Genomic DNA, 24,947 nt, shown 5'->3' with positions numbered 1-24,947 from the left:
TCAGGTCTAAGACATCCCTGGTGACACAATATGTCACTTTTATAGGAATACCATCGATGTGTGGAATTGTAGGCGCAGTTGCGCAACGTGATGTTGCTGAAATTTTGTTAGAAGGTTTACGCCGTCTTGAGTATCGCGGCTATGACTCTGCGGGTCTTGCGGTTGTTGACAGCCAAGGAAACGTCGCCCGTTTACGCCGTCTGGGGAAGGTGCAGATGTTGTCTCAGGCTGCCGATGAGTGTGAACTGCACGGCGGTACTGGCATCGCGCATACCCGTTGGGCAACGCACGGTGAACCTTCTGAAGAGAACGCACACCCGCATATTTCTGAACATATCACTATCGTCCATAACGGCATTATCGAAAACCACGAGCCGCTGCGCGAACTGATGATCGGTCGTGGCTATCGTTTTGTTTCTGAAACCGACACGGAAGTGGTTGCCCATCTGGTTCATTTTGAGCAACAGCAGAATGGTGGAACGCTGGTCGACGTCGTTAAGCGTGTGATCCCACAACTGCGCGGTGCCTATGGCATGGTTGTGCTGGATAACCGCGATCCAAGCGTACTGGTTGCTGCACGCTCAGGTAGTCCACTGGTGATTGGTCGCGGTGTTGGTGAGAACTTCATTGCCTCCGATCAGCTGGCGCTGTTGCCTGTTACTCGTCGCTTCATGTTCCTGGAAGAAGGCGACGTGGCGGAAATTACCCGTCGTGACGTGCGCGTGTTTGATAAATCTGGTCAGCTTGCCACACGCGAAGAAATTGAATCAAAAGTGAATTACGATGCCGGTGACAAAGGTGCATATCGTCACTACATGCAGAAAGAGATCTACGAACAACCGATGGCGATCAAGAACACCCTTGAAGGGCGTTTCAGCCACGGCGAGATCAACCTTTCTGAACTCGGCCCGAAAGCGGATGAACTGCTGGCAAAGGTTGAGCACGTTCAGATTATCGCCTGCGGTACGTCCTACAACTCCGGTATGGTTTCCCGCTACTGGTTTGAAGCGCTGGCTGGTATTCCGTGTGACGTGGAGATTGCTTCCGAGTTCCGCTATCGCAAACCTGCCGTGCGCAAGAACAGCCTGATGATTACCCTGTCTCAGTCTGGTGAAACGGCGGATACGCTGGCGGCGCTGCGTTTGTCCAAAGAGTTGGGCTACCTGGGTTCACTGGCTATCTGTAACGTTGCGGGCTCCTCGCTGGTACGTGAATCCGATTTGGCACTGATGACCAAGGCGGGCGTAGAGATTGGTGTGGCTTCGACTAAAGCTTTTACCACTCAGCTTACCGTTCTGCTGATGCTGGTGGCGCGTGTTGGTCGTCTGCGCGGCATGGATGCGCAGATTGAGCATGACATCGTTCATGGTTTGCAGGCGCTACCTGCACGTATTGAGCAGATGTTGTCTCAGGACAAGCTCATCGAATCTCTGGCTGAAGGTTTCTCTGACAAACACCATGCGCTGTTCCTTGGTCGTGGCGATCAGTACCCGATCGCGATGGAGGGCGCGCTGAAGCTGAAAGAGATCTCTTATATTCACGCTGAAGCCTATGCGGCGGGCGAGCTGAAACACGGCCCGCTGGCGCTGATTGATGCAGACATGCCAGTTGTCGTGGTGGCACCGAACAACGAGCTGTTGGAGAAATTGAAATCCAACATCGAAGAAGTTCGGGCGCGCGGCGGTGAACTGTATGTCTTTGCTGACGAAGATGCTGGCTTCACCAGCAGCGAAAATATGAAGATTATTCCGCTGCCGCATATCGAAGAAGTCATTGCGCCAATCTTCTATACAGTGCCATTGCAGCTGCTGTCTTATCATGTCGCGCTGATTAAAGGCACGGATGTCGATCAGCCGCGTAATCTGGCGAAATCCGTTACTGTAGAGTAATTCTCCGGTATTTTATTCGTGAAGATTATCCGCCTTATGTCGATAAACATAAGGCGGATTTTTTATGTGTTTGATTTATTTGTTTTTTAAGTTGAAGTCTTTTCTTAGAAAAACGTATTTTGTGTAATAAGTCACAATCCCTTGTTTTATGGTTTTTTTGTCAAGTTATATCTATTTTGTGTAAAATAGTTTTAATGGTGCATTAGTTTTACATCTTGCATCAGAAACGAATTCTTTTTGGCAGTGATGTTTTTGTTTGATAGGGATTTTATGAAAAAACAGATTATTTTCGCCGCGTTAGCCTCTGTTCTTATCCTAACTGGTTGTGCTGAGCGTACGGTTCCGGTAGCGAATGTGACACAGTCCATCACCGGGCAACACACAACCGAACAGGTAAAAAATGCCATTATTGAAGCTGGGCAAAAAAGTAAGTGGGTGATGTCTCAGGCGTATGTAGGGGCGATTGATGGTCGTTTAGTTCAGCGCAGCCATGTGGCCAATGTCCGCATTACCTATTCGCAAACCAGTTATTCCATCAGCTATGTTGGGAGTGAGAATTTGTTGGCGGGAGGTGGGAAGATTCACCGCAATTATAATAATTGGATAAAAAAACTGGATTATGAAATTCAATTAACACTCGCGAGCCAGCAGATTAAATAATTTATTAGGGCCGAATACCCCTACGTAATTCGGTCATTTTTATCTTTGTTCGTTTTAAGGGAAAACACCGTGTGCTCGCCTCTAAAAAGCAATAATGAATGCTCGAAATTTCCATTATCGCTTTGATCTTACAGCGCTATACGGCACCGGGAAGAAGGCAGTATGAGATTAGCATTTTCAATCCTTGATTGGCAGGCCAGCGCGCCAGGCCTAAGTAGCGCGGACGATTGGCTAACGTGGTCGCAAGAGTCTGCTGCTATCAATGCCGAGCAGCCTTTGGATAAATGTCGACATTTACCCATGATGATGGCTCGTCGCCTCAATCAAGGGAGCCGTTTGGCAGTCGATAGTGGGTTAGCGTTACTGCGTCGTCAGTCGGTTGATGCCATTGTTTTCACCTCTCGCCACGGCGAATTGGAACGTAACCTGAGTATCCTGAAAGCGCTTTCAGAAAATGAAAATGTTTCTCCTACTGATTTTGCGATGTCAGTACACAATGCGGCAGTAGGAAGCCTGACTATCGCGGCGAAAGCCCCACTGGTTTCCACATCAATTGCCGCAGGAATGGACTCTTTCCAGCAAGGCCTCATCGAAGCGAAGGCATTACAGGCTGCGGGATACAGCAATATTCTCTTGGTTGATTTTGATGGTGAGATTCCTGATTTCTACCACCCACATGTCCCGGCAGATATGCCTCGTTATCCTTACGCCGTCGCCCTACTGCTAGGGGATGGCGATGAAATGGTTTGTGAGTCTCGACCACGGGGGGAACCTCACCGTGGTGATTCACCACAAAGTCTGTTGTTTTTGCATGCTTTTCTTGCCAGAAAAACGAGTTTCTCCTTATCAGGCGAACGCCTTGACTGGACGTGGGAGAGAGGGAATGTCTGAGTCATCGCTGGTTCTTCGTCCTTCTGCTCATCTGAATCGTTTATGGCGATTAACGATGACTGGCGTGTGTTTTGCTATGTTTGGCGTTGGCGGTTTACTGCTTTCTCTGGTGTGGTTCAATCTGCTGCTGATTCAGCGAGATACCACTCGCCGCCGCCAGTTGGCTCGCCGCAGCATTTCCGCCAGCTTCCGATTTTTTTTATGCAGTGCCCGCAGACTCGGGGTGCTGGATTACCGTATTGACGGTATCGAAACCTTACAGCGCGATCGCGGCTGTTTGATTGTTGCCAATCACCCGACGTTAATTGACTATGTTTTGCTGGCATCTGTTATGCCAGATGCCGACTGTCTGGTTAAGGCTGATTTACAGAAAAACCTGTTTTTCCGCGGCGTTATTCGTGCAGCGGATTATCTGCTCAACAGCCAGTCTGATGCGCTATTACCGGACTGTCAGCAACGGATAGATAACGGTGATGCGATCATTATCTTCCCCGAAGGCACACGTACGCGTTATGGAGAACCTCTTGTTCTGCAACGCGGTGCTGCAAATATTGCGGTGCGTTGCGGCTGTGATTTGCGCGTCGTGCATATTCGCTGTAGCCAAAAAACATTGGGAAAACAAAGCCGTTGGTATCACGTTCCGCCTGAAAAACCGTATTTCACGGTGAGCGTGCGCGAACGTATCAGCAGCGACATTTTTATGGCGCCTGAAGAGGCGCGATCCTTGGCGGCTCGCCGTTTGAATCGCCTTTTGCAGCAATCGTTAACACCAGAAAACTGATTATCATTTGGAACACATATGGAAAGTATATTTATTGAAATCAAAGAGATGATTATCGAATCTCTTAACCTTGAAGATATCAGTGTGGATGAAATAGAAACGGATGCCCCGCTGTTTGGTGAAGGCCTTGGTCTGGATTCTATCGATGCACTGGAACTGGGATTAGCAGTAAAAAACCGCTATGGCGTTGTACTTTCTGCTGAAAGTGAAGAAGTACGCCAACACTTTTTTTCCGTTGCAACCCTTGCAGCTTTTATCAACACTCAGCGCGCAGTGAGTGCCTGATAGTAAAATAAAATGAGTTGATGATGGATAAAAACGAAATTTATCAGGAAATTACAGGATTACTGGTCAAGCTGTTTGAGCTGGATGCCGATGAGATCAAACCTGAATCCCGCCTCTATGAAGATCTTGAGTTAGATAGCATTGATGCGGTGGATATGGTGGTTCACCTGCAAAAACGCATCGGGCGTAAAATATCACCAGAAATTTTTAAATCTGTGCGTACTGTGCAGGATGTGGTTGATGCGGTAGAAAACCTGCTCCGTGAAGGTTAATGAGTCCGCTAAGTGATGCGTGTCCTTATAAGCAGTCTGAACATCGTCATGACGCTCGCCTGGCCTTTTCTGGCCTGGTTTAGCATCACGCACCCTGAGCATCGTTGGTTACTTGCGGTATTGGCGCTGACGTTTGTTCTGCGTTTCGCTACGTTGCGTGATAAGAACAATTTATTTGCAAACAACGTGTTCAAGGGGACCGCTCTGTGGCTGGCTGCGACGGGGGTTGCACTTTCTGTTGCCAGTTTATTATTGCGCGATGGTGGTTGGCTGCTGTGGTATCCCGTTGCGGTAAATAGCGTCATGTTGATGCTTTTTGGTGGTTCACTTTATAGCGGCATACCGCTTGTCGAACGCCTTGCCCGACTTCGGGAACCTGAACTTCCGGCTCAGGCTATTTCCTATACGCGTTGTGTGACGAAAGTCTGGTGTTGGTTTTTTATTTTTAACGGCAGTATCGCCGTGCTGACCTGTCTTGTCGGCAATCTTCATTGGTGGACGTTATGGAATGGCGCGATCAGCTATGTACTTATGGGATTGTTGATGGGGGGAGAGTGGTTGATACGCCAGCGTCTGAGGAAGCGCGTATGAACGGGTTCACTGTCCGCGCCGTCAATGACTGGCTGTCGGGGAATGATGCCCCCCAGCGCATTGTTGCCAGCAATGGTGCCAGTACGTTCACGTTGAGCATGCTGAAAGCGCAGGTGATTGCGCTTTGTCAGCAGCTAAGCCTGCGGAATGAGACGCGTTGGGCGCTGTGTTTTGAAGACAGCTACTGCTTCACCATCGGGCTTCTTGCTGCTCTACATGCGGGAAAAACCCCTGTCATCCCAGGGCACTGCCGCCAATCAGTATTAGAAGAACAGGCGGATGAATTTGATGGGGTATTGACCGATGTGTCGCTGCATCTAAACTGCCCGATATTTACCCTGATGGCCGAGACAGTGAGCGTCACTAATGCTGTATTGCCCTCTATACCCGATGATGCCTGTGTTGTCTTGTTCACGTCAGGATCTACTGGGAAGCCGCGTCAGATTGTTAAACCTGTGCGCTGTCTTGATGAGGAGTCGCGTTGGCTGGCGGATCGCTGGGGGACGCATTTGCAAGGCTGTGATGTGATCGCTTCCGTTACCCACCAGCATTTATATGGGCTGACGTTTCGCATCTGGCTACCTATGGCGCTGGGACTGCGCTTTGATAGCCGCCAACTGCTTTATACCGAACAGCTTACTTCACAAAACCGCCATCAGCGTCACGTGTTTATCAGTAGTCCGGCATTCTTACGCCGCATCGATCGTGCGCTTTCTGCCCCTCTATGTTCGTTGATCGTCTCTGCGGGAGGAACATTACCCTGGCTGCATGCGGAAGCGGCTGCGGAGTGGTTTATGCACCCCATCAATGAGATATACGGCAGTACAGAAACGGGCATTTTGGCCTGGCGCTCGCGTGAGACGGATGCCGTGCCGTGGCAGCTGTTTCCCGGAGTGTCACTACGCCGTGATGACCAGGATGACTGGTGGGCACAATCAGCGCTGATTCCCAATGTTCAGGGACACAAGCTGGATGACCGATTGGTGTTTGATGAAGGCGGTCATTTTCAACTGTGTGGCAGACATGACCGAGTGGTGAAGATCGAAGACAAGCGCATCTCGCTAAGCGAGATAGAACGGCGTTTACTCGATCTGCCTGATATTGCTGATGCGGTTGCGCTTCAGGTGACGCGTCCAGAGCGTAGCGGTATTGGCGTGGTGCTGGTGTTGAATACCTCTGACAAGACCGTTGACTTACCGAATTTGAAACGCCAATGGCGGCATGAATTACAAAAATGGCTGGAGCCATTAGCGATGCCGCGTTTCTGGCGCATCGTCGACGTTATTCCCCACAATAGCCAGAGTAAACGTGCCTGGCCGCAGATACAGGAATTGTTTCATGTTGCCCGTTGAGCTTATCCGGCACGATGTAAAGAAGACGGATGAAACGTCTCAGATTGAATTGATGCTACAGGTTGACCCTGACCTGTTCTGGTTCAATGGCCACTTTACGGGCCAGCCGCTGTTGCCTGGCGTGGCCCAGTTGGATTGGGTCATGCATTACGCGACGACGGTATTGGCGCAAGGGTGGACGTTCTTATCTATTGAAAATATTAAATTCCAGCAGCCGATTTTGCCTGGAAGAACGCTGCGTCTGGTGTTGATATGGCACGCGGGAAAGCAATGGTTAACCTTTAGCTACACCATTCTGGATGGCGATACTGAGCGCACTGCCAGCAGCGGAAAAATAAAGCTCACGCCGATTATGGAAGACAGTCCATGTCAGTAAATGGCGAATTCTCGCCCTGCGTGGTGATCCCCTGTTATAACCACGGAGCTATGATGGCGTCGGTGCTGGTGCGCCTGGCACCGCTGGCGCTGCCGGTTTTTATTGTTGATGATGGCAGCGATGCGGCTACGCAACAGGTTCTCGACCAGCTGTCTGCGGAACATGACGGTGTGACGTTAATTCGTTTGGCGCACAACAGCGGGAAAGGCGCAGCGGTGATGCGTGGTATCGAAGCCGCCGCGCAGGCTGGGTTTAGTCATGCTTTGCAGGTTGATGCCGACGGGCAGCATCAGATTGAAGATGCGCCGCTTCTGTTGGATGAGGCGAAAACGTATCCAGATTACCTGATTTCCGGTCGACCTCGTTACGATGACTCGGTGCCTAAATCACGCCTTTACGGGCGCTATGTCACTCACGTTTGGGTCTGGATTGAAACGCTATCCCTCTCCATCAAGGACAGCATGTGTGGTTTCCGTGTCTATCCGGTTGCGGCCACGTTATCGCTTCTCTCCCGTAAGTCTCTCGGTCGCCGTATGGATTTCGATACGGAAATTATGGTGCGACTGTACTGGGCAGGAACGCCCAGCCGCTTTATTGAAACAGCAGTCACGTATCCAGAAAATGGTCTGTCTCATTTTGATGCGTTGCACGATAACCTGCGGATTTCCTGGATGCATACTCGCCTGTTTTTCGGCATGCTTCCGCGTATTCCGGTGTTACTCATGCGGCAACGTCAGCAGCACTGGGCGGGTGTATCGGAGCGTAAGGGCTTACTCGGTATGCGGTTTATGCTGGCGGTATATCAACGGTTAGGTCGTGGGGTGTTTACCCTGTTTCTCTGGCCGGTTATCGCGTTTTACTGGTTAACCGGCCGCACCGCACGTCAGGCGTCTCAGTCATGGCTGAGGCAAATCGGGGATTATGCGCATCAGCAAGACATCCTGCTGCCTAAACCACTCAACAGCTATCACCATTTTCTCCGTTTTGGTCAGGCAATGCTGGATAAAATTGCCAGCTGGCGTGGCGATCTACACTGGGGCCGCGATATTGATTTTGCCCCTGGCGCGCGGGAAGCCATTGAGCATGGCAGGCAGAAAGGGCAGCTGATTTTGGCTTCGCACCTCGGTGATATCGAGGTCTGTCGGGCGCTGGCACCGCAGGTGAGTGGGCTGGTGATTAACGCACTGGTGTTTACGGAAAACTCTCAGCGTTTTAAGCAGGTGCTGGAAGAGATCGCGCCGCAGGCCGGTGTGAATCTTATCCCTGTCAGCAATATTGGGCCAGATACCGCAATTATGCTGCAACAAAAGCTGGATGCCGGTGAATGGGTAGCGATTGTCGGCGATCGCACGGCGGTACATCGTCAGCGTGGCGGTGTACGCCGCGTGGTGTGGAGCTCGTTTTTGGGAAAAGAGGCGCCTTTCCCTCAAGGGCCTTTTGTACTGGCTGCGGCGCTACGTTGCCCCGTATTACTGATGTTTGTTATTCGCGAGCAGAAAAAGCTGCGTGTCTACTGCGAACCCTTTGCCGATAGCATTACGTTGCCGCGTCCAATTCGGCAGCAGGCCTTACAGCAGGTTGTCGATCGCTATGCCGAACGGCTGGCGCACTATGCGCTGAAATCCCCACTCGACTGGTTTAATTTTTTTGATTTCTGGAGTCTGCCTGATGATGACGGCCGAGCTGCTGGGAAAAAGGAGTCATAGTGCTAAACGATCCCCGCTTAAGCCATGAAGTTGAACTAACCGTATCTTTCCATGATTGCGATCCGATGGGCGTGGTGTGGCACGGTAACTATTTTCGATTTTTTGAAGTGGCGCGCGAGGCGCTGCTTAGCAAATTTAACTATGGCTATCGTGAGATGCAGGCATCTGGCTATGTGTGGCCTGTGGTGGATACACGGGTGAAATATCGTGCCGCGCTGACTTACGAACAACGTATACGCATTCGCGCCACTATCGAAGAAGTCGAGAATCGTTTGCGCATCGCTTACCTGATTTTCGATGCTGAAAGCGGCCAACGCACGACGACTGGCTATACGATTCAGGTCGCGGTACAGGAAGGATGTCGTGAGCTGAGTTTTGTTTCTCCCTCTATTTTATTTGAGCGCCTTGGAGTGACGCCATGATACGACTGATTGTCGCGGTTTTTGTGCTATTGAGCGGTGTGGCGCAGGCCGTTACGCTGGATGATTTACAACAGCAATTCAGTAGCCAGCCTGTTGTACGCGCCGATTTCACCCAACTGCGTGAAATAAAAGGCATGGCAAAGCCGCTTAAATCCGGCGGTCAACTGCTGATCGCGCAGGATAAAGGGCTGTGGTGGCATCAGGCAGCGCCATTTCCGCTGACGATGGTGTTGGACGAAACGCGCATGGTTCAGGTGATGAACGGGCAAGCACCGCAGATTGTCACGGCAGAAAGTAACCCGCAGATGTTTCAGTTTAACCACCTGCTACGTGCCTTATTTCAGGCCGATCGCCACGTATTAGAGCAGAATTTCGCCATCGATTTTACCGATCTCGGTAAGCAGCAGTGGCGGCTGGTGCTGACGCCAAAAACGTCGCCGTTAGATAAATTGTTCAACACGATTACGCTGAACGGTGGTGAGTTTCTTGACGGCATTGTGCTGGATGACCGCCAGGGCGACATGACCAGAATTACGCTGAGTAATCAGCGGCTCGAACCTCGGAAGCTAAGCGATGATGAGTTACAGCGTTTCGTTTTCTGACGGTCTCCGTCGCGCGGCGCTGGTTTGGATTGGCTGCTGTATCGTGCTGATGGCAACACTGGCGCTGCTGCTACCGAAGTCGCAGATCAACAGTAGCGTATTGGCACTGTTACCTAAGCAATCGATGGGCGCACTTCCCCCAGAGTTACAGCAAGGCTTTATGCAGCGCCTGGATCGGCAGATGGTGTGGCTGGTGACACCGGGCAAGCAGGCGGAGCCCGCTGTGGCGGACTGGTGGTTGAAACACCTGCGCGCGCTTCCCGATCTACAGCAGGTCAACGGCCCGATTGATGCCGAACAGCAGCAGCGGTGGGGAAAATTCGTTTTTGAACATCGTAATGGTCTTGTCGATTCCACCACGCGGGCGCGGCTGGAGAATGGCGGAGCGGCACAGGCCGATTGGGTACTGGCACAGCTTTATTCCGCGTTTGCGGGCGTGAGCGGTAAGGAGTTAAATCACGACCCCTTGATGCTGGTGCGCGGCTCTCAGCTGGCGTTGCAACAAAATGCCAGCCAACTGGGATTGTCGCAAGGCTGGTTAACGGCAAAAGATGCGCAAGGCCGCACCTGGTATTTTCTGCACGGTGAACTCAGCGGTGGTTCTTTCGATATGGCGCGTAATCAGCAGCTGGTTGATAAACTGGGTGTTATTGAGCGAGAGCTAAAGGCTGAATATCCTGATGCCGAGGTATTAACACGCGGGACGGTATTGTTCAGCAACTATGCCAGCCAACAAGCTAAAAAGGATGTCTCTACCCTTGGCGTCGCCACCGTGGCTGGCGTGCTGTTGCTGATCTTCTTTGTGTTTCGTTCACCACGGCCGCTGCTGTTATGTGGATTATCGGTGAGCATCGGCGCGCTAGCAGGCACGGTTTTTACACTGCTGCTATTCGGTGAATTGCATTTGATGACGCTGGTGATGAGCCTCAGTATCGTCGGTATTTCAGCGGACTATACGCTCTATTATTTGACCGAACGGATGGTTCACGGCGGCCACGTTTCCTCAATGGAAAGCCTGAAGAAGGTGCTGCCAGCTCTGTTGCTCGCGCTGGGTACGGCGGTGGTGGCCTATCTGATCATGGCATTGGCACCGTTCCCCGGTTTACAACAACTGGCGGTGTTCGCCGCAACAGGGCTGACGGCTTCCTGTTTGACCGTGGTGTGCTGGTATCCTTTTCTGGTTAAAGGGCTACCCGTTAGACCAGTTCCCGCGATGGTGTTGATGGGGCGCTGGCTAGCCGCGTGGCGGCGTCAGCGCGCCGTGCGTTTTGGGATCCCGCTGGCGCTGTTGCTACTTTCTGTCGTGGGATTGCTGCGGCTGGAGGTCAATGACGATATTTCCCAGTTACAGGCGCTGCCGCAGGATTTGATGCAACAAGAGCGGCAATTGACGGCACTAACAGGTCAGAGCGCCGATCAAACCTGGTTCGTCGTCTATGGCGATAGCGCGGAGGAGACATTACAGCGTCTGGAACGGCTTGCCCCTAAACTGCGTGATGCGCAACAACAGGCGTGGTTAAAGCAGTATCGGCTACTGCCGCTTTCCTCTCTGGATCAGCAACAGCGTGACAGCCAGCTTATTGCTTCGGCCGCGCCTGCGGTTATCGAGCGTCTTAAAGACACGGGCGTTGATGCGGCCATGCCAGATGTTCGCCCTATGCCGGTCACGCCGGAGCGCTGGCTGAATAGCCCGATAAGTGAAGGGTGGCGACTGCTGTGGCTGACGTTACCCAATGGAAAAAGCGGTGTTCTGGTTCCGATAAGCGGCGTGAGCAATAGCGCTGCGCTGGGACAGATGGCCAAAACGCTGCCGGGTGTGGAGTGGATCGATAGAAAAGGAACCTTCGACGCGCTGTTCGGTTTCTATCGCGCCATGCTGGGATGGTTGCTGACGGCGGCGCTGGCCGTGATTGCGCTGAGCTACGTTATTCGCCTTGGGTTACGCCGTGGATTAGTTAATGTGGTGCCGTCGGTGCTGTCGCTAGGCTGCGGCCTGGCGGTTCTGGCACTGAGTGGTCATTCGCTGAACCTGTTCTCATTACTCGCGTTGGTTCTGGTTCTGGGGATTGGCATCAATTACACGCTATTTTTCAGCAATCCGCGCGGTACGCCGATGACCTCTCTATTGGCTGTGACGCTGGCGATGTGCGTCGCCCTACTGACGCTGGGTATGTTGGTTTTCAGTAGCACTCAGGCCATCAGCAGCTTCGGGATTGTGCTGTGTAGCGGTATTTTTACCGCCTTTTTGCTGGCGCCTCTGGCGTTGCCTGATTCAAAAGGGAAACGAAAATGACATTATTGCGACGCGGGCTTCTGCTCATTGGTGTGCTGGTATTGAGCAGTTGTGCCAGCAAGCAGCATGATGACAACCGTCCACAGGCGTGGCTCAAACCGGGTGTAAAAGTTACGCTACCCGCACCAGCGATTACCCCGTCGGTCAACGAACAGCAACTATTGACGGGAACCTTTGACGGTAAGCAACAATCTCTGTTGGTGATGTTGAATGCCGATGATAAGCAACTGTCGCTGGTTGGGCTTTCCTCTATCGGGATTCGTCTGTTTAAGGTCACCTATGATGCTCAGGGTATTCATACTGAGCAGTCCATTGTTCTGCCTCAGTTGCCGCCAGCCAGTCAGGTGCTGGCGGATATTATGCTGAGCCACTGGCCGATTGCCGTGTGGCAGACGCAACTGCCAGCCGGTTGGACGCTGAAAGATAGCGATGATAAGAGACAACTGCGTGACAATCGCGGCATGCTGATTACTGAAATTCGCTATATGACGCGGAATAGCCAGCGCGTACCGATCAGCGTTCAGCAATTTGTCTTTGGTTATCACATCGTGATTCAACATCTGGATAGCTAGCATGATTTACATTAACGCCGTTGGGGCACTGAATGCGCTGGGCAATAATCTGGATGAGATTGCTGACAACCTTGCCTGCGGCCATGCGCCAGGCATGCGTCCTGATTCTGAGTGGCTGCTGCATGATAAACCCTGTTGGACAGGGAATGTGGATGCGGAATTACCCGCTATCCCGGACGAATTAGCGGCGCATAACAGTCGTAATAACCAGCTATTGCTGGCCGCACTGGAACAAATCCGGCCTCAGGTGGACGCGGCTATCGCGCAGTTCGGCTCTGACCGAGTGGCAGTGGTTCTGGGAACCAGTACTTCAGGGCTGGATGAAGCCGATCGGTATGTCAGCGAAAATCTTTCCACTTATCACTATGCGCAGCAGGAACTTGGCGATCCTTCTCGATTTTTGTCTGCCTATCTGAAATTAAATGGACCCGCTTACACTATCTCAACGGCCTGCTCTTCCAGCGCCAGAGCGCTGATCAGCGGTAAACGGTTGATCGATGCCGGGCTGGTGGATGTGGCTATCGTTGGCGGCGCGGATACGCTGAGTCGTATGCCGCTAAATGGCTTCGATAGCCTTGAATCGCTATCTTCAACGCGCTGCCAACCGTTTAGTGAAGAACGCAATGGGATAACTATCGGTGAAGGCGTTGCGCTGATGTTGATCGGGCCGCAGCCCGATCGCGTGGCGATATTGGGCTTCGGAGAGTCATCCGATGCTTACCATATGTCGGCACCGCACCCGGAAGGCGAAGGGGCGATTCGCGCGATAAATATGGCGTTGTCGCAGGCTGAGTTGCAGCCTGAGGATGTGGGTTATATCAATTTACACGGTACCGCCACTCGCCTGAATGATCAGATTGAGGCTAATGTGGTTCACGCGGTTTTTGGTGAGCGCGTGCCTTCTAGTTCGACTAAACATCTCACTGGTCATACGTTGGGTGCCGCGGGGATTAGTGAGGCTGCGCTCTGTTGGCTACTTCTGACGCGGGATATTCCCTTACCTGCGCAGGATTTCTCACGCAGTCACCCCGATGTATCACTGCCATCATGCGGTTTGCTCCGTGAACCTGCACCGCTTACCCGATCGGTGATTCTGTCTAATTCCTTTGCGTTTGGCGGCAATAATACGTGTCTGATTTTGGGGAAGAACCATGAGTGAGTATCTGGCTGCGGCAGATTATCTGCCCCATTCAGCCCCGATGGTGCTGGTAGATGAGGTGATCCATGTTGATGACGATCATGCGCACTGTCGTGTGGCGGTCAGTCGCGAGGGGATTTTGGCACCGTTTCTTAATACTCAAGGACATTTACCTGCGTGGTTCGGTATTGAGATTATTGCACAGACGATCGGGGTCTGGTCTGGCTGGCATAGGCGTCAAAGTAACGAACTGCAAGAGAAGCCGCGCCCCGGAATGCTGTTGGGGGGACGGGGTTATCACTGCAAACAGGATATTTTTCCTGCTGGATCTCTGCTTGATGTGACCGTTACGCTGCTGATGCGTGACGACAAAGTGGGTAGCTTTGAGGGTGAGATTGCGATTGATGGAGAGAAGTATGCTTCTGGTCGGTTGAATACGTATCAACCCGATGAGCGAGAGTTAAAAATTCTTTTAGAACAGGGAAAGCCATTATGACAACCGGGAGAAAAAGCATGACGCGTTCTGTGTTAGTGACCGGTGCCAGCAAAGGGATCGGTCGAGCCATTGCACTGCGTCTGGCGGAAGATGGTTTTACTGTGGTTGTGCATTATCACCGTGATGAAAATGGAGCGAAGGAAACCTTAAGCCAGATTACGGAGCAAAACGGTTCCGGTCGTATTGTCAGCTTCGATATTGCCGATCGGGAAGCGTGTCGCACCGTTATTGAACAGGATATTGAGGTGCACGGTGCTTACTATGGCGTGGTCAGCAATGCCGGTATCACCTGCGATGGCGCCTTTCCCGCCCTCGACGAGCAGGCTTGGGATAGCGTGATTCACACCAATCTTGATAGCTTCTATAACGTGATTCATCCCTGTGTGATGCCGATGGTCGGTCTGCGTAAAGGTGGACGAATTATCACGTTGTCCTCTGTTTCCGGGATTATGGGGAATCGAGGTCAGGTCAACTACAGTGCAGCGAAAGCGGGCATTATCGGCGCAACGAAAGCGCTGGCTATCGAACTGGCGAAGCGAAAAATCACCGTAAACTGTATCGCACCCGGTTTGATTGATACGGGCATGATTCAAATGGAACCGATCGCCGTTGAAGAAGCAATGAAGATGATTCCCATGAAACGTATGGGGCAGGCGGAAGAAGTTGCAGGGCTGGCGAGTTACCTTATGTCCGATATCGCGGGTTATGTGACGCGTCAGGTAATTTCTATTAATGGGGGGATGCTGTGATGCGTCGTGTTGTGGTAACGGGAATGGGCGGCGTCACCGCGTTCGGTGAATCTTGGGAAAGCGTCTCTGACGGTTTGCGTGCAGGTCACAATGCTATACGTAAGATGCCCGAATGGCAGGTGTATGATGGCCTGAATACGCAGTTGGGTTCGCCGGTTGATAACTTTAACCTGCCAGAACACTACACACGCAAACGCATCCGTTCTATGGGGCGCGTATCTCTGATGGCGACCCGAGCTACTGAATTGGCGCTGGAGCAAGCGGGGTTGATTGGCCATCCGGTACTGACCAATGGTGAAACCGGCATTGCTTACGGTTCTTCAACCGGGAGCACGGGACCGGTGAGCGAATTTGCCACCATGCTGACAGAAAAGCACACCAATAATATTACCGGCACGACCTATGTACAAATGATGCCGCATACTACGGCGGTCAATGCCGGTCTGTTTTTTGGGCTGCGTGGCCGTGTGATTCCGACATCCAGCGCCTGTACGTCGGGGAGCCAGGCGATTGGCTATGCCTGGGAAGCGATTCGTCATGGTTACCAGACGGTAATGGTTGCTGGCGGCGCGGAAGAGCTGTGTCCGTCAGAAGCCGCTGTATTTGATACGCTGTTTGCCACCAGCCAACGCAACGATGCGCCAGAAACGACACCATCACCTTTTGACGCTAGCCGCGATGGTTTGGTTATCGGTGAAGGGGCTGGTACGTTAGTGCTTGAAGAGCTTGAACATGCTCTGGCGCGTGGTGCGACGATCTATGCTGAGCTGGTTGGGTTTTACACCAACTGTGATGCGGCACATATTACGCAGCCCCAGCGTGAGACCATGCAGATTTGCATTGAAGGCTCGCTACGCTGCGCGGGTTTGCAACCTTGCGATGTGGGTTATATCAGCGCCCACGGAACAGCAACCGATCGGGGGGATGTCGCGGAAAGTCAGGCTACCGCGGCCGTATTTGGTAAATCCACGCCAATTTCATCGCTAAAAAGCTATTTCGGCCATACGCTGGGTGCCTGTGGTGCGCTCGAGGCATGGATGAGTATTGAAATGATGCGTGAAGGTTGGTTTGCGCCAACGCTTAATTTACGGCAACCAGCGCAAGATTGTGGCGAACTGGATTACATCATGGGTGAACCACGGCATATTGAGACTGATTACATTCAGTCGAATAACTTCGCTTTCGGTGGCATTAATACATCGCTGATCTTCCGCCGTTGGCAATAATGGATTGAGACGTTAACGGGTTCATGATGAATAACAAACAACAATACCTGGATATTGCTGAAGGAAAGGGTGAAAGAGCGCCCTCCACGATGTTGGCCTTTTCTTCACAGGAAATGAGCTATCCGCTGTTGGAAAGCTTATTAGAGGCGCAGTCATTTTTTTCTGATGGTGAAATAAGCTATACCGAACAGGGGCAGGGTGGCTTCTTTTACTCCTGTCGTCATCATGATCGGGAGCTAACGTTTTATCTTGAGCTATCGGAGCGCGATCCTGAGAATAAAATCACGCCGATACACTCAACTGATGAGATTTCATCCGAACTGCTGGCGCAGGCTAATGCGGCAACCCAGGAAGTGATGGTCGAGTGTATTTTTGGGGCAAATCCGCTGGAAGATTACGTGCATCAGCTTCGCTTATTAAGCGCAGTGGTGCCGGACTTTCTCCTTGGCATTGATATGTCTGCTGCTGGCAACGTATTTACCCGTGAGTGGCTGCGTTTTCAGTTGGAAGATGATGTTCTGCCGGAAATCGAATCGCTCTATACCATTCATGCCGTGTATGACACCGAGAACGATCCGCCAACGACATTCTGGTTTCACTCGCATGGTCTGGCACGATGCGGCCTGACGGAGGCTGAACTCGTCATTCCAGAGACGCTCAGTTCTTATTATGGCATCCCGGATTTATTCAGAAGTTTTGTTAACAATGCGATTCAAAATCAGCGTATTACCTTCAATGAGCCTATCCTGTGTGGGCAAACGGACAGCGGCTATGAATATCTGGTGGCGTTACCGTTTGAAGAAGGGTTACGGCATGTTAATCAATCTACGCCGATTGACCAACTCCGGCCTCTGGAAGACATGCATTATGATCTAGAAGGCACGCCTGAAGGTGTGTTTCTGGGCGATCGCGCCGATCGGGATGATGTGCATCAGGAACCTTCTTGTATGCTGTTTCGTACCAACGAAGAAAACCCGGTACTGCAAACGTTCTTTAAAGGATTTGATGAGCAAAATGCCATCATGTTCTGGCGCACCAATGCGGAAACGGCAGAAATGTCGCGTAAGGCACAGCTGCGCTGGCGCTATTTCGTCAATATGTTTAAAAACTACCATGTGAGTGACGAACCGGCTAAGCAGGGTTTTTTAACTAAGCTGCTAAAAAAATCACCTAAGCCTGTCGAGAGTGAGTGGCGCTTTATGGTGAAATTTGGCATTCCTCATGGTGAAGAGGGCGAAGAGCGTGAACACATGTGGTTTATACCCGAAAAAATCCACGACACTGTAGTGACGGGAAAATTAATCAATCATCCGTTCTACGTTGAGGATATGCAGGAAGGTGGCGTATATTCAGTTGATATCTCGCGGGTCACCGACTGGGCGATTTATTATCAGGGTGATAGCTATAAGCCTGATACGATTTACAAACTGCTTAGTCATAGCCAGCCATATTTTCACTAGTGCGATAAAGGGCGATGTGATTTTTCATCGCCCCTCTCTTTTTTAGCTACCGTACACTACCGTGACCGACAGGGTCAGCCTCATCATTGCCCCTGCGTGGGGGCTGATGAATACCGTTCCCATTTATAATTGGGCCACAGCTTTCTTAATCCAAAGTGCTCTTGCCCTGCAATGATGCTATCACCACCATCATTCTTTTCTGCTATCTTCTCCCAGGGGTAAATTTCTGAAATGAGTTTGTCGTAGCATTCTTCTTTTTCTTTTTTCTTCTCTAATATAGAAGATACTGCATTGTCGGTTATTTTTAAGTCATATTCAGGGTAATGTATGTTCTCTAAAAAATTCCATGCTTCAAAGTTAACTGCATCACTTTCTATTTTTATAATAAAGCCATAACCTTTTTCTATTAGTCCATTTTCTGTTCTATTAAATGACGGCGTTTCAATTAGAGTGCCAAAATCTCTTTGCATGGCCTCTAAAACACCAAAGCCATTATGTATATGGCCGGATATAAAGAATGTCTTTGGGTGCTTTGATAATATTTTCTTTATCTCATCATCTTGTTCTCCAAATCCACCAAACAAATTAGAGCGCCAGTGCGTATCATTCAGTGGCTGATGAGAGATAACGAACTTCCTTCCCTTAACATTTTCAGATAGTTTCTTTTCGAACCATTCTAATGTTGAATTATCGTAGTAAGCCAGATCTTTTAGACCTCTATCAGTATTTAGCGCGATAAAATGGTGATCGCCAATAAAAATATCAAAACATGCATGCTTTTCTTCATGCTTTATTTTTTTAGCATTCATGTTTTTGTATTTTTCTATAATAAACTTGTAATAAGGATTGTCTTCGTCAGGATCTTTAGTCCATGATTTGCTATCAGGCCCTCTGACATCATGATTACCTAATATGGCTATTACTTTTTCATTCTCTCCTTGAAACGTATTTTCTACATACTCCATTACTTTACTAATATAATCAAGGCTATCGCTAATATCACCAGGGATGATAATGTTAGATATTTTATGATTTTCTTTTATATTGTTTAATGCCGTGGAGAATGACGATAGTAAATTATCATCACCTATATGCAAGTCACTGACTAAGGCTATTGATACTGCTTTTCCTTTGTCTTTATTGCTGGGTTGGTTTATGCATAGATCGGCGGTACTGGCATGAACAGGAAGCTGCATAGTGAGGGGCAGGAGTGCCGCAGATTGTATGAAAGTTCTTCTTTTCAATGTCGATCTCCTATTGAACACTTATGATAATTCCAGAATGGCTGTTGTCGTGATGTACGCATATCTCTCGTTTTTTGGTTGGAGCTTTTGACTCATTCCATCGTCATTGTCAGGTTTTTTTGAAAAACCTAACGAATAATATAGAGAATAACGTCGTTTTTTCCAAAAAAGTAAAAGTATCGTGCTGTCAAAACGGTTCTTACCATAAAACACAATTGTTACAGATTTTGCACAAGTGAAAGGAATATCGACGTTGCTTGATATAAATGGCTAGATCCGATCTATTTTTTATTCCCACGGAGCATGGGGCGTAAAGGCTATCAGCAATGAATCGATCGCGGCTCTGAGTCTCAGGGGCATCGTGAGTCCTTTGAGCCATACCATATGTATGGGCAGACCTGTTCCGCAACAGCCTACCAATACCTCGACCAACTCGCCTTTACGCAAGGCATCAGCGACTAGCCATTGTGGCAATTGCGCAATACCGTGGCCGGACAAGGCCGCCATCATCACCGCATCCATATTGCCTAATCGCAGCCGTGTTGGTGGTAAAACAGACTGGCACCCTCCCTTTTCGTTCTCGACTTTCCAAGGTTGCGCCTGGCCATTGCGCAGTAGGCCAATTCCCCTATGCATAGTTAAATCGCTTAGCTGCTGAGGATGCCCGCTTTGTGCCAGATAATCGGCTGAGGCGCATAAAACCTGCCGTTGTTCGCCCATTCTGCGTGCAACTAACCCCGCATGCTCTCCGATTTCACCGATCCGAATAGCAAAATCCATCCCTTCCTCTGCCAGATCGACAAGGCGATTGGAGAACTGAACGTCGATGTGTAATGCAGAGAAACGGTGCGTTAAGCGCAATAATTCAGGCATTATCCATCGCTGTCCGAATCGTTCTGGCAATGTTACGCGCAGATTGCCAGAAGGGATTATCGTGCGTGCCGCCAGCCGATTTTCAGCTTCTTCCAGCGCAGCTAATGCCTTAACGCAGTCTTCATAAAACAGCACACCTTCATCTGTTAATGACAGGCTGCGCGTGGTTCGATGAAATAACCTGATCTGCAACCTTGCTTCCAGCCGCGCTATTGCTTTGCCGACCGTTGAACGGGAAAGCCCGAGCTGCTCTGCGGCTCGACCGAACCCACCCGCCTGAACGGCCTGCACGAACGCCCGGATGTTGTTTAGCCGTTCACTTGAAATCATGTCTGTTCTCTATTGGCGATATCTTTTCCCATATTAAGCAAAAATATGCCCTGAATGGAGAAAGCTATCGCGAGGTAGACTTTTTCTCTTTCAGACGTTTCAGAGGAACAGCCATGAAGGCGAATTTTCCCCCGATACACACGGTTATTTCCCCTCAGTGGCGAGCATTGACTGGCATTTGTATTGCGAGCTTTCTTGGCTGTATTGATTTTACGATTGTGAATACCGCCATTCCGGCCATTCAGCAGCAGTTTGTTGCCAATATCGCGCATGTGCAGTGGGTGATGGGAATATTCATCATGGCGTTATGTACCAGTATGGTAATCGTTGGAAGGCTAGCCGATCGCGCGGGTCGTCGACGTGTACTTTATATCGGTATGGTGGTGTTTGGCGTGGCATCGTTGGGGGCGGGTCTGGCAGGCAGCGTGAATGAACTGATCGGATGGCGCTTTTTGCAGGGAGCATCTTGCGCTGTTTTATATACCGCTACAACGGTTATTTTGGCTGATATTTATCCAGCACAACACCACGGCCGTGTGTTAGGTATTTTATTTGTCGTCAATGGGCTGGGGTTGGCTATCGGCCCGGTGGCTGGCGGTCTTCTGGTGGATATTCTGGGCTGGCGATGGGTGTTCTTGCTTAATGTTCCACTGATTGCACTGAGTTTTGCTTTTTGCCTCGGGCACGTGCGGGAATCTCGTGTAGCGCAAGCGCCGCCTTTGGATGGTAAAGGATTATTCTTTTTTATCCTTTCCGTTGCCAGTGCGCTGTTAGTTATCAATCAGGGCGATCGTTGGGGATGGCTGAGTCTGCCATCATTAGCCTGTTTTTTACTGGCGGTGGTGGCGCTAGGGGGCTTGATTCGGGTTGAGCGGCGAGAACCTTTCCCTCTGATCGATCTCGATTTATTACGTCAGCCTGCCTTTCTACGAGTCTGTGTGCTGACATCACTCTTGGCGTTTTTCTACTGCGGCGCTTTTTTTCTTATGCCGATTCATCTTAGTGCGACGCATCATTATCGTGATGCTGTGCTTGGCCTGCTGCTATTGCCCACTACGGCCGCAATGGCATTGATCTCGCCGTGGGTGGGACGTTTGGCGGACCGTATTGGCCCTCGGTGGATACTGATGGTTGGCTTCTTCATGCTTGGGTTGTCTGCGGGTTTACAAAGCATGATCGATCGTGAGAGTGCGTTGGGCACTATGATCGTGGCTTTTACCTTAATGGGAGTAGGCTGGGGATGCATTTTAGGTCCCTCTGTTCTGGCCGCGCTCAAGGCTGTACATGCTGAACAGCAGGGGATTGCTATCGGCATTTCCTGGACGTTGCATAATTTGGGCGGTGCGGTAGGATTGGCGCTTGTCACACTCATCTATCATCGTACGGAACAGGGTTATCAGACCGCGATGCTATTACTGTGCGTCCTGTCATTACTGGGATGTCTCATTGCCAGCTATCGTGATAAACGCCTCTGAGAGGCCCTAAAATTTGGCGCTACAGCTGTTGGCGCCCCCGCCTATCCCCTATGTTGCTAAGCGATTTTCTTGAGTGTCATAAAACTGTCATATTGCGTACATTTTACTGTCACTAAATTGTCCTATTTTTCCTCCTGCGAACTACACTCTGATTTGATAACTCTGATTGATAACGACTCTGCGTCGACACGTCGAGTATCCCACAGGAGGGATTATGAAACTGATGCGTACCACTCTTGCCAGTGTTGTTGCGGCAACCTTTTCTCTGACGGCATTTTCTGCTTTTGCTGCTGCTAACCTCACCGGTGCCGGTGCGACATTCCCAGCGCCTGTTTATGCCAAATGGGCTGACTCCTATCAAAAAGAAACCGGCAATAAAGTTAACTATCAAGGGATCGGTTCTTCTGGCGGTGTAAAACAGATTATCGCTAAAACGGTAGACTTCGGGGCTTCTGATGCGCCGCTGGCTGATGACAAATTAGCACAGGATGGTTTGTTCCAGTTCCCAACCGTTATCGGTGGCGTGGTACTGGCAGTGAACGTTCCTGGTATCAAATCTGGCGAATTGACGCTGGACGGTAAAACACTGGGTGATATCTACCTGGGCAAAATCAAAAAATGGAACGACCCAGCGATCACCAAGCTGAACCCGAATGCCAAGCTGCCGGATCAGGACATCGCTGTGGTTCGTCGTGCTGACGGTTCTGGTACTTCTTTCGTTTTCACCAGCTACCTGGCGAAAGTGAACCCAGAGTGGAAAGAGAAGATTGGTGCAGGTTCTACTGTGAACTGGCCGACCGGTCTGGGCGGTAAAGGTAACGATGGTATCGCAGCGTTCGTACAGCGCCTGCCTGGTTCTATCGGTTACGTAGAATATGCGTATGCCAAGCAGAACAACCTGGCTTACACCAAACTGATTTCTGCCGATGGCAAATCAGTTAGCCCGACCGAAAAAAGCTTCAGCAACGCGGCTAAAGAGATCGACTGGAGCAAGTCTTTTGCTCAGGATCTGACCAACCAGAAAGGTGCTGATGTATGGCCAATCACGTCAACCACATTCATCCTGGTTCATACCAAGCAGGATAAGCCTGAGCAAGGTGCTGAAGTGTTGAAATTCTTCGACTGGGCATTCAAGAAAGGCGGCGAGCAAGCAGAAGCGCTGGATTACGCCACCCTGCCAAAAGAAGTGGTTGAGCAGATCCGTGCTGCCTGGAAAACTCAGGTAAAAGACAGCAGCGGTAAAGCACTGTACTAATTAATCGACACCGTCGTGTTGATAACCAGAGCGTGATGAGGTTGTCAGGCTCTGGGAATACGGTAGTGGAATAACACGTCGTATCGGGGTGGAGAGGTGATAAGCCTCTCTGCCTTAAATAGTTTATCAAATGCAGTTAAAACGAGAAGAGAGACGTATGGCGGAGTACAAGCCAACTATCAAAGCCCCAGGAAAATATGGCGATATCCTCTTCAGCACGCTGGTAAAACTGGCGGCGCTGGTCACGCTACTGCTATTGGGAGGCATTATTGTTTCCCTGATTGTGGCGTCCTGGCCCAGCATCGAGAAGTTCGGTTTTTCCTTCTTGTGGACGAAAGAGTGGGATGCGCCCGCAGAGCAGTTTGGTGCACTGGTTCCAATTTACGGTACCGTTGTGACCTCACTGATTGCCCTAATTATTGCGATCCCGATTAGCTTCGGGATTGCGTTATTTCTGACAGAACTGGCACCAGCATGGCTGAAACGTCCGCTTGGCGTGGCGATTGAATTGCTGGCGGCTATTCCGAGTATTGTTTATGGCATGTGGGGCCTGTTCATTTTCGCCCCGCTGTTTGCCGAATATTTCCAACAGCCGGTAGGCAACGTCCTGTCTGGTATTCCTATTGTTGGTGCGTTGTTCTCTGGCCCGGCGTTCGGGATTGGTATTCTGGCGGCTGGCGTCATTCTGGCCATCATGATTATCCCGTACATTGCCGCGGTCATGCGTGATGTGTTTGAGCAAACGCCGGTGATGATGAAAGAGTCTGCCTACGGCATTGGCTGTACGACGTGGGAAGTGATCTGGCGCATTGTGCTGCCTTACACCAAGAACGGTGTCATCGGCGGGGTGATGTTGGGATTGGGGCGAGCCTTGGGGGAAACCATGGCGGTCACCTTTATCATCGGTAACACCTACCAGCTCGACAGCGCTTCACTGTATATGCCCGGTAACAGTATTACCTCTGCGCTGGCGAACGAATTTGCCGAAGCTGAATCCGGCCTGCACACCGCGGCGCTGATGGAGTTGGGGCTGATTCTGTTTGTGATTACCTTTATTGTTCTGGCGTGTTCAAAGCTGATGGTTATGCGTCTGGCAAAAAATGAGGGGGCGCGCTAATGGCTACATTAGGCATAGAACAAGAAGCCGCACTGGAACGCTCACGGCGTAAAATGCAGGCCTGGCGTCGCCAGAAAAACCGTATTGCCCTGTTTTTATCCATGTCTACGATGGCCTTCGGCCTGTTCTGGCTGGTATGGATCCTGTTCTCGACCGTTACCCGAGGCGTGGATGGCATGTCTCTGGCGTTATTTACCGAGATGACGCCGCCGCCAAATACGGCGGGTGGTGGTTTGGCGAATGCCATCGTCGGTAGTGGATTGCTGATCCTGTGGGCGACGCTACTGGGTACTCCGCTGGGCATTATGGCGGGCATCTATCTGGCGGAATACGGTCGTAAATCCTGGATTGCCGAAGTGATTCGTTTCATCAACGACATTCTGCTGTCAGCGCCTTCGATTGTGGTGGGTCTGTTTGTCTACACGCTGGTGGTGGCAAAGATGCAGCACTTCTCCGGTTGGGCGGGGGTGATTGCGTTGGCGCTGTTGCAGGTGCCGATTGTGATTCGTACCACCGAGAATATGCTCAAACTTGTGCCGGATAGCCTGCGTGAAGCGGCTTATGCGCTGGGGACGCCGAAATGGAAAATGATTTCTGCGATTACGCTCAAGGCATCGGTATCAGGCATCATCACCGGGGTATTACTGGCTATCGCGCGTATTGCCGGAGAAACGGCACCGCTGCTGTTTACGTCGCTGTCGAATCAGTTCTGGAGCACGGATATGATGCATCCGATTGCTAACCTGCCGGTCACCATCTTCAAGTTTGCCATGAGCCCGTTTGTGGAATGGCAACAACTGGCTTGGGCGGGTGTATTGCTGATTACGCTGTGCGTTCTGCTTCTGAATATTCTGGCGCGTGTTATTTTCTCCGCTAAGAAACATTAAATAAA

Annotated in this window: 25 protein-coding genes; 23 read left to right on the top strand and 2 right to left on the bottom strand. The window is 50.7% G+C overall.

What is annotated here, in order from left to right:
* Positions 1-56: 56 nt before the first annotated feature.
* From glmS to CLR69_RS18490, 19 genes are all read left to right on the top strand, one after another.
* Positions 57-1,889: a glutamine--fructose-6-phosphate transaminase (isomerizing) gene (gene glmS / locus CLR69_RS18580; RefSeq protein WP_129712888.1), complete on the top strand. Its 1,833-nt coding sequence runs from the start codon at positions 57-59 to the stop codon at positions 1,887-1,889.
* A gap of 270 nt (positions 1,890-2,159) precedes the next feature.
* The gene (locus CLR69_RS18575) at positions 2,160-2,549 is read left to right on the top strand and encodes a hypothetical protein (protein WP_129713030.1); all 390 of its coding nucleotides are present in this window, start codon (positions 2,160-2,162) and stop codon (positions 2,547-2,549) included.
* Between the two features lie 162 nt (positions 2,550-2,711).
* Positions 2,712-3,440 (top strand): beta-ketoacyl synthase chain length factor, encoded by a 729-nt coding sequence (locus CLR69_RS18570; RefSeq protein WP_129712889.1) that lies wholly within the window; start codon positions 2,712-2,714, stop codon positions 3,438-3,440.
* Entirely contained in the window at positions 3,433-4,221 is a 789-nt protein-coding gene (locus CLR69_RS18565) for a lysophospholipid acyltransferase family protein (protein ID WP_129712890.1), read from the top strand. The genes CLR69_RS18570 and CLR69_RS18565 overlap by 8 nt, the downstream gene beginning before the upstream one ends.
* An 18-nt stretch (positions 4,222-4,239) precedes the next feature.
* Positions 4,240-4,506: a phosphopantetheine-binding protein gene (locus CLR69_RS18560; RefSeq protein ID WP_129712891.1), complete on the top strand. Its 267-nt coding sequence runs from the start codon at positions 4,240-4,242 to the stop codon at positions 4,504-4,506.
* Between the two features lie 23 nt (positions 4,507-4,529).
* On the top strand, positions 4,530-4,778 hold the full coding sequence (locus CLR69_RS18555; protein WP_005976575.1) for an acyl carrier protein: 249 nt from the start codon (positions 4,530-4,532) through the stop codon (positions 4,776-4,778).
* A gap of 15 nt (positions 4,779-4,793) precedes the next feature.
* On the top strand, positions 4,794-5,369 hold the full coding sequence (locus tag CLR69_RS18550; RefSeq protein ID WP_197730592.1) for a COG4648 family protein: 576 nt from the start codon (positions 4,794-4,796) through the stop codon (positions 5,367-5,369).
* Positions 5,366-6,721 carry an AMP-binding protein gene (locus CLR69_RS18545; RefSeq protein WP_129712892.1) on the top strand — a complete coding sequence of 452 codons (1,356 nt, stop codon included), beginning with the start codon at positions 5,366-5,368 and terminating at the stop codon, positions 6,719-6,721. The genes CLR69_RS18550 and CLR69_RS18545 overlap by 4 nt, the downstream gene beginning before the upstream one ends.
* Positions 6,708-7,097 carry an ApeI family dehydratase gene (locus CLR69_RS18540; RefSeq protein WP_129712893.1) on the top strand — a complete coding sequence of 130 codons (390 nt, stop codon included), beginning with the start codon at positions 6,708-6,710 and terminating at the stop codon, positions 7,095-7,097. Before CLR69_RS18545 ends, CLR69_RS18540 begins: the two co-directional genes overlap by 14 nt.
* Positions 7,088-8,803: a glycosyltransferase family 2 protein gene (locus CLR69_RS18535; protein ID WP_129712894.1), complete on the top strand. Its 1,716-nt coding sequence runs from the start codon at positions 7,088-7,090 to the stop codon at positions 8,801-8,803. The genes CLR69_RS18540 and CLR69_RS18535 overlap by 10 nt, the downstream gene beginning before the upstream one ends.
* Positions 8,803-9,225 (top strand): acyl-CoA thioesterase, encoded by a 423-nt coding sequence (locus CLR69_RS18530; protein WP_011095953.1) that lies wholly within the window; start codon positions 8,803-8,805, stop codon positions 9,223-9,225. Before CLR69_RS18535 ends, CLR69_RS18530 begins: the two co-directional genes overlap by 1 nt.
* A complete protein-coding gene (locus CLR69_RS18525) occupies positions 9,222-9,827 on the top strand; it encodes a LolA family protein (RefSeq protein ID WP_129707604.1) in 606 nt (201 codons plus the stop codon). The genes CLR69_RS18530 and CLR69_RS18525 overlap by 4 nt, the downstream gene beginning before the upstream one ends.
* Complete coding sequence (locus CLR69_RS18520; RefSeq protein WP_129712895.1) at positions 9,799-12,120, top strand: MMPL family transporter; 2,322 nt, start codon at positions 9,799-9,801, stop codon at positions 12,118-12,120. The genes CLR69_RS18525 and CLR69_RS18520 overlap by 29 nt, the downstream gene beginning before the upstream one ends.
* Positions 12,117-12,692, top strand: coding sequence for a DUF3261 domain-containing protein (locus CLR69_RS18515; protein ID WP_129712896.1), 576 nt, complete (start codon positions 12,117-12,119; stop codon positions 12,690-12,692). Before CLR69_RS18520 ends, CLR69_RS18515 begins: the two co-directional genes overlap by 4 nt.
* Position 12,693: 1 nt before the next feature.
* Positions 12,694-13,851, top strand: coding sequence for a beta-ketoacyl-[acyl-carrier-protein] synthase family protein (locus CLR69_RS18510; protein ID WP_129712897.1), 1,158 nt, complete (start codon positions 12,694-12,696; stop codon positions 13,849-13,851).
* Positions 13,844-14,326: a hotdog family protein gene (locus CLR69_RS18505; protein WP_129707597.1), complete on the top strand. Its 483-nt coding sequence runs from the start codon at positions 13,844-13,846 to the stop codon at positions 14,324-14,326. The genes CLR69_RS18510 and CLR69_RS18505 overlap by 8 nt, the downstream gene beginning before the upstream one ends.
* Positions 14,327-14,343: 17 nt before the next feature.
* The gene (locus CLR69_RS18500; RefSeq protein ID WP_129712898.1) at positions 14,344-15,075 is read left to right on the top strand and encodes a 3-ketoacyl-ACP reductase FabG2; all 732 of its coding nucleotides are present in this window, start codon (positions 14,344-14,346) and stop codon (positions 15,073-15,075) included.
* The gene (locus CLR69_RS18495; protein ID WP_129712899.1) at positions 15,075-16,301 is read left to right on the top strand and encodes a beta-ketoacyl-ACP synthase; all 1,227 of its coding nucleotides are present in this window, start codon (positions 15,075-15,077) and stop codon (positions 16,299-16,301) included. The genes CLR69_RS18500 and CLR69_RS18495 overlap by 1 nt, the downstream gene beginning before the upstream one ends.
* A 26-nt stretch (positions 16,302-16,327) precedes the next feature.
* A complete protein-coding gene (locus tag CLR69_RS18490; RefSeq protein WP_129712900.1) occupies positions 16,328-17,761 on the top strand; it encodes a DUF4026 domain-containing protein in 1,434 nt (477 codons plus the stop codon).
* A gap of 83 nt (positions 17,762-17,844) precedes the next feature.
* Here the strand turns inward: CLR69_RS18490 and CLR69_RS18485 are convergent, their stop codons facing one another.
* Together CLR69_RS18485 and CLR69_RS18480 are read right to left on the bottom strand one after the other, a co-directional pair.
* Entirely contained in the window at positions 17,845-19,005 is a 1,161-nt protein-coding gene (locus CLR69_RS18485; RefSeq protein WP_129712901.1) for a metallophosphoesterase family protein, read from the bottom strand.
* A 288-nt stretch (positions 19,006-19,293) separates the two neighbouring features.
* Entirely contained in the window at positions 19,294-20,208 is a 915-nt protein-coding gene (locus CLR69_RS18480; RefSeq protein WP_129712902.1) for a LysR family transcriptional regulator, read from the bottom strand.
* 113 nt (positions 20,209-20,321) lie between these two features.
* On the opposite strand from CLR69_RS18480, the gene CLR69_RS18475 reads away from it, so the two are divergent.
* The 4 genes from CLR69_RS18475 (at position 20,322) to pstA (ending at position 24,942) form a co-directional block, all read left to right on the top strand.
* Complete coding sequence (locus CLR69_RS18475) at positions 20,322-21,683, top strand: MFS transporter (RefSeq protein WP_129712903.1); 1,362 nt, start codon at positions 20,322-20,324, stop codon at positions 21,681-21,683.
* A 214-nt stretch (positions 21,684-21,897) separates the two neighbouring features.
* On the top strand, positions 21,898-22,938 hold the full coding sequence (gene pstS / locus CLR69_RS18470) for a phosphate ABC transporter substrate-binding protein PstS (protein WP_129707592.1): 1,041 nt from the start codon (positions 21,898-21,900) through the stop codon (positions 22,936-22,938).
* 157 nt (positions 22,939-23,095) lie between these two features.
* Positions 23,096-24,055 carry a phosphate ABC transporter permease PstC gene (pstC, locus tag CLR69_RS18465; protein WP_129707590.1) on the top strand — a complete coding sequence of 320 codons (960 nt, stop codon included), beginning with the start codon at positions 23,096-23,098 and terminating at the stop codon, positions 24,053-24,055.
* Positions 24,055-24,942: a phosphate ABC transporter permease PstA gene (gene pstA, locus CLR69_RS18460; RefSeq protein WP_129707588.1), complete on the top strand. Its 888-nt coding sequence runs from the start codon at positions 24,055-24,057 to the stop codon at positions 24,940-24,942. Before pstC ends, pstA begins: the two co-directional genes overlap by 1 nt.
* Positions 24,943-24,947: the final 5 nt, after the last annotated feature.

The sequence above is a fragment of the Pectobacterium zantedeschiae genome, from assembly GCF_004137795.1.
GTDB classification, from domain to species: Bacteria; Pseudomonadota; Gammaproteobacteria; order Enterobacterales; family Enterobacteriaceae; genus Pectobacterium; species Pectobacterium zantedeschiae.
Note: the sequence above shows the minus strand (reverse complement) of the source record. Positions and strands in the feature narration are given on the sequence as shown.

What these genes read in the sequence shown, in the direction of transcription:
- CLR69_RS18490 (WP_129712900.1), top strand. Translation starts at nt 16,328, where the DNA reads ATGAATAACAAACAACAATACCTGGATATTGCTGAAGGAAAGGGTGAA.
- CLR69_RS18570 (WP_129712889.1), top strand. Translation starts at nt 2,712, where the DNA reads ATGAGATTAGCATTTTCAATCCTTGATTGGCAGGCCAGCGCGCCAGGC.
- CLR69_RS18520 (WP_129712895.1), top strand. Translation starts at nt 9,799, where the DNA reads ATGATGAGTTACAGCGTTTCGTTTTCTGACGGTCTCCGTCGCGCGGCG.
- CLR69_RS18515 (WP_129712896.1), top strand. Translation starts at nt 12,117, where the DNA reads ATGACATTATTGCGACGCGGGCTTCTGCTCATTGGTGTGCTGGTATTG.
- CLR69_RS18525 (WP_129707604.1), top strand. Translation starts at nt 9,222, where the DNA reads ATGATACGACTGATTGTCGCGGTTTTTGTGCTATTGAGCGGTGTGGCG.
- CLR69_RS18480 (WP_129712902.1), bottom strand. Translation starts at nt 20,208, where the DNA reads ATGATTTCAAGTGAACGGCTAAACAACATCCGGGCGTTCGTGCAGGCC.
- CLR69_RS18500 (WP_129712898.1), top strand. Translation starts at nt 14,344, where the DNA reads ATGACGCGTTCTGTGTTAGTGACCGGTGCCAGCAAAGGGATCGGTCGA.
- CLR69_RS18475 (WP_129712903.1), top strand. Translation starts at nt 20,322, where the DNA reads ATGAAGGCGAATTTTCCCCCGATACACACGGTTATTTCCCCTCAGTGG.
- CLR69_RS18510 (WP_129712897.1), top strand. Translation starts at nt 12,694, where the DNA reads ATGATTTACATTAACGCCGTTGGGGCACTGAATGCGCTGGGCAATAAT.
- CLR69_RS18555 (WP_005976575.1), top strand. Translation starts at nt 4,530, where the DNA reads ATGGATAAAAACGAAATTTATCAGGAAATTACAGGATTACTGGTCAAG.
- CLR69_RS18560 (WP_129712891.1), top strand. Translation starts at nt 4,240, where the DNA reads ATGGAAAGTATATTTATTGAAATCAAAGAGATGATTATCGAATCTCTT.
- pstA (WP_129707588.1), top strand. Translation starts at nt 24,055, where the DNA reads ATGGCTACATTAGGCATAGAACAAGAAGCCGCACTGGAACGCTCACGG.
- CLR69_RS18545 (WP_129712892.1), top strand. Translation starts at nt 5,366, where the DNA reads ATGAACGGGTTCACTGTCCGCGCCGTCAATGACTGGCTGTCGGGGAAT.
- pstS (WP_129707592.1), top strand. Translation starts at nt 21,898, where the DNA reads ATGAAACTGATGCGTACCACTCTTGCCAGTGTTGTTGCGGCAACCTTT.
- glmS (WP_129712888.1), top strand. Translation starts at nt 57, where the DNA reads ATGTGTGGAATTGTAGGCGCAGTTGCGCAACGTGATGTTGCTGAAATT.
- CLR69_RS18505 (WP_129707597.1), top strand. Translation starts at nt 13,844, where the DNA reads ATGAGTGAGTATCTGGCTGCGGCAGATTATCTGCCCCATTCAGCCCCG.
- CLR69_RS18540 (WP_129712893.1), top strand. Translation starts at nt 6,708, where the DNA reads ATGTTGCCCGTTGAGCTTATCCGGCACGATGTAAAGAAGACGGATGAA.
- CLR69_RS18535 (WP_129712894.1), top strand. Translation starts at nt 7,088, where the DNA reads ATGTCAGTAAATGGCGAATTCTCGCCCTGCGTGGTGATCCCCTGTTAT.
- CLR69_RS18495 (WP_129712899.1), top strand. Translation starts at nt 15,075, where the DNA reads ATGCGTCGTGTTGTGGTAACGGGAATGGGCGGCGTCACCGCGTTCGGT.
- CLR69_RS18550 (WP_197730592.1), top strand. Translation starts at nt 4,794, where the DNA reads ATGCGTGTCCTTATAAGCAGTCTGAACATCGTCATGACGCTCGCCTGG.
- CLR69_RS18575 (WP_129713030.1), top strand. Translation starts at nt 2,160, where the DNA reads ATGAAAAAACAGATTATTTTCGCCGCGTTAGCCTCTGTTCTTATCCTA.
- CLR69_RS18565 (WP_129712890.1), top strand. Translation starts at nt 3,433, where the DNA reads ATGTCTGAGTCATCGCTGGTTCTTCGTCCTTCTGCTCATCTGAATCGT.
- pstC (WP_129707590.1), top strand. Translation starts at nt 23,096, where the DNA reads ATGGCGGAGTACAAGCCAACTATCAAAGCCCCAGGAAAATATGGCGAT.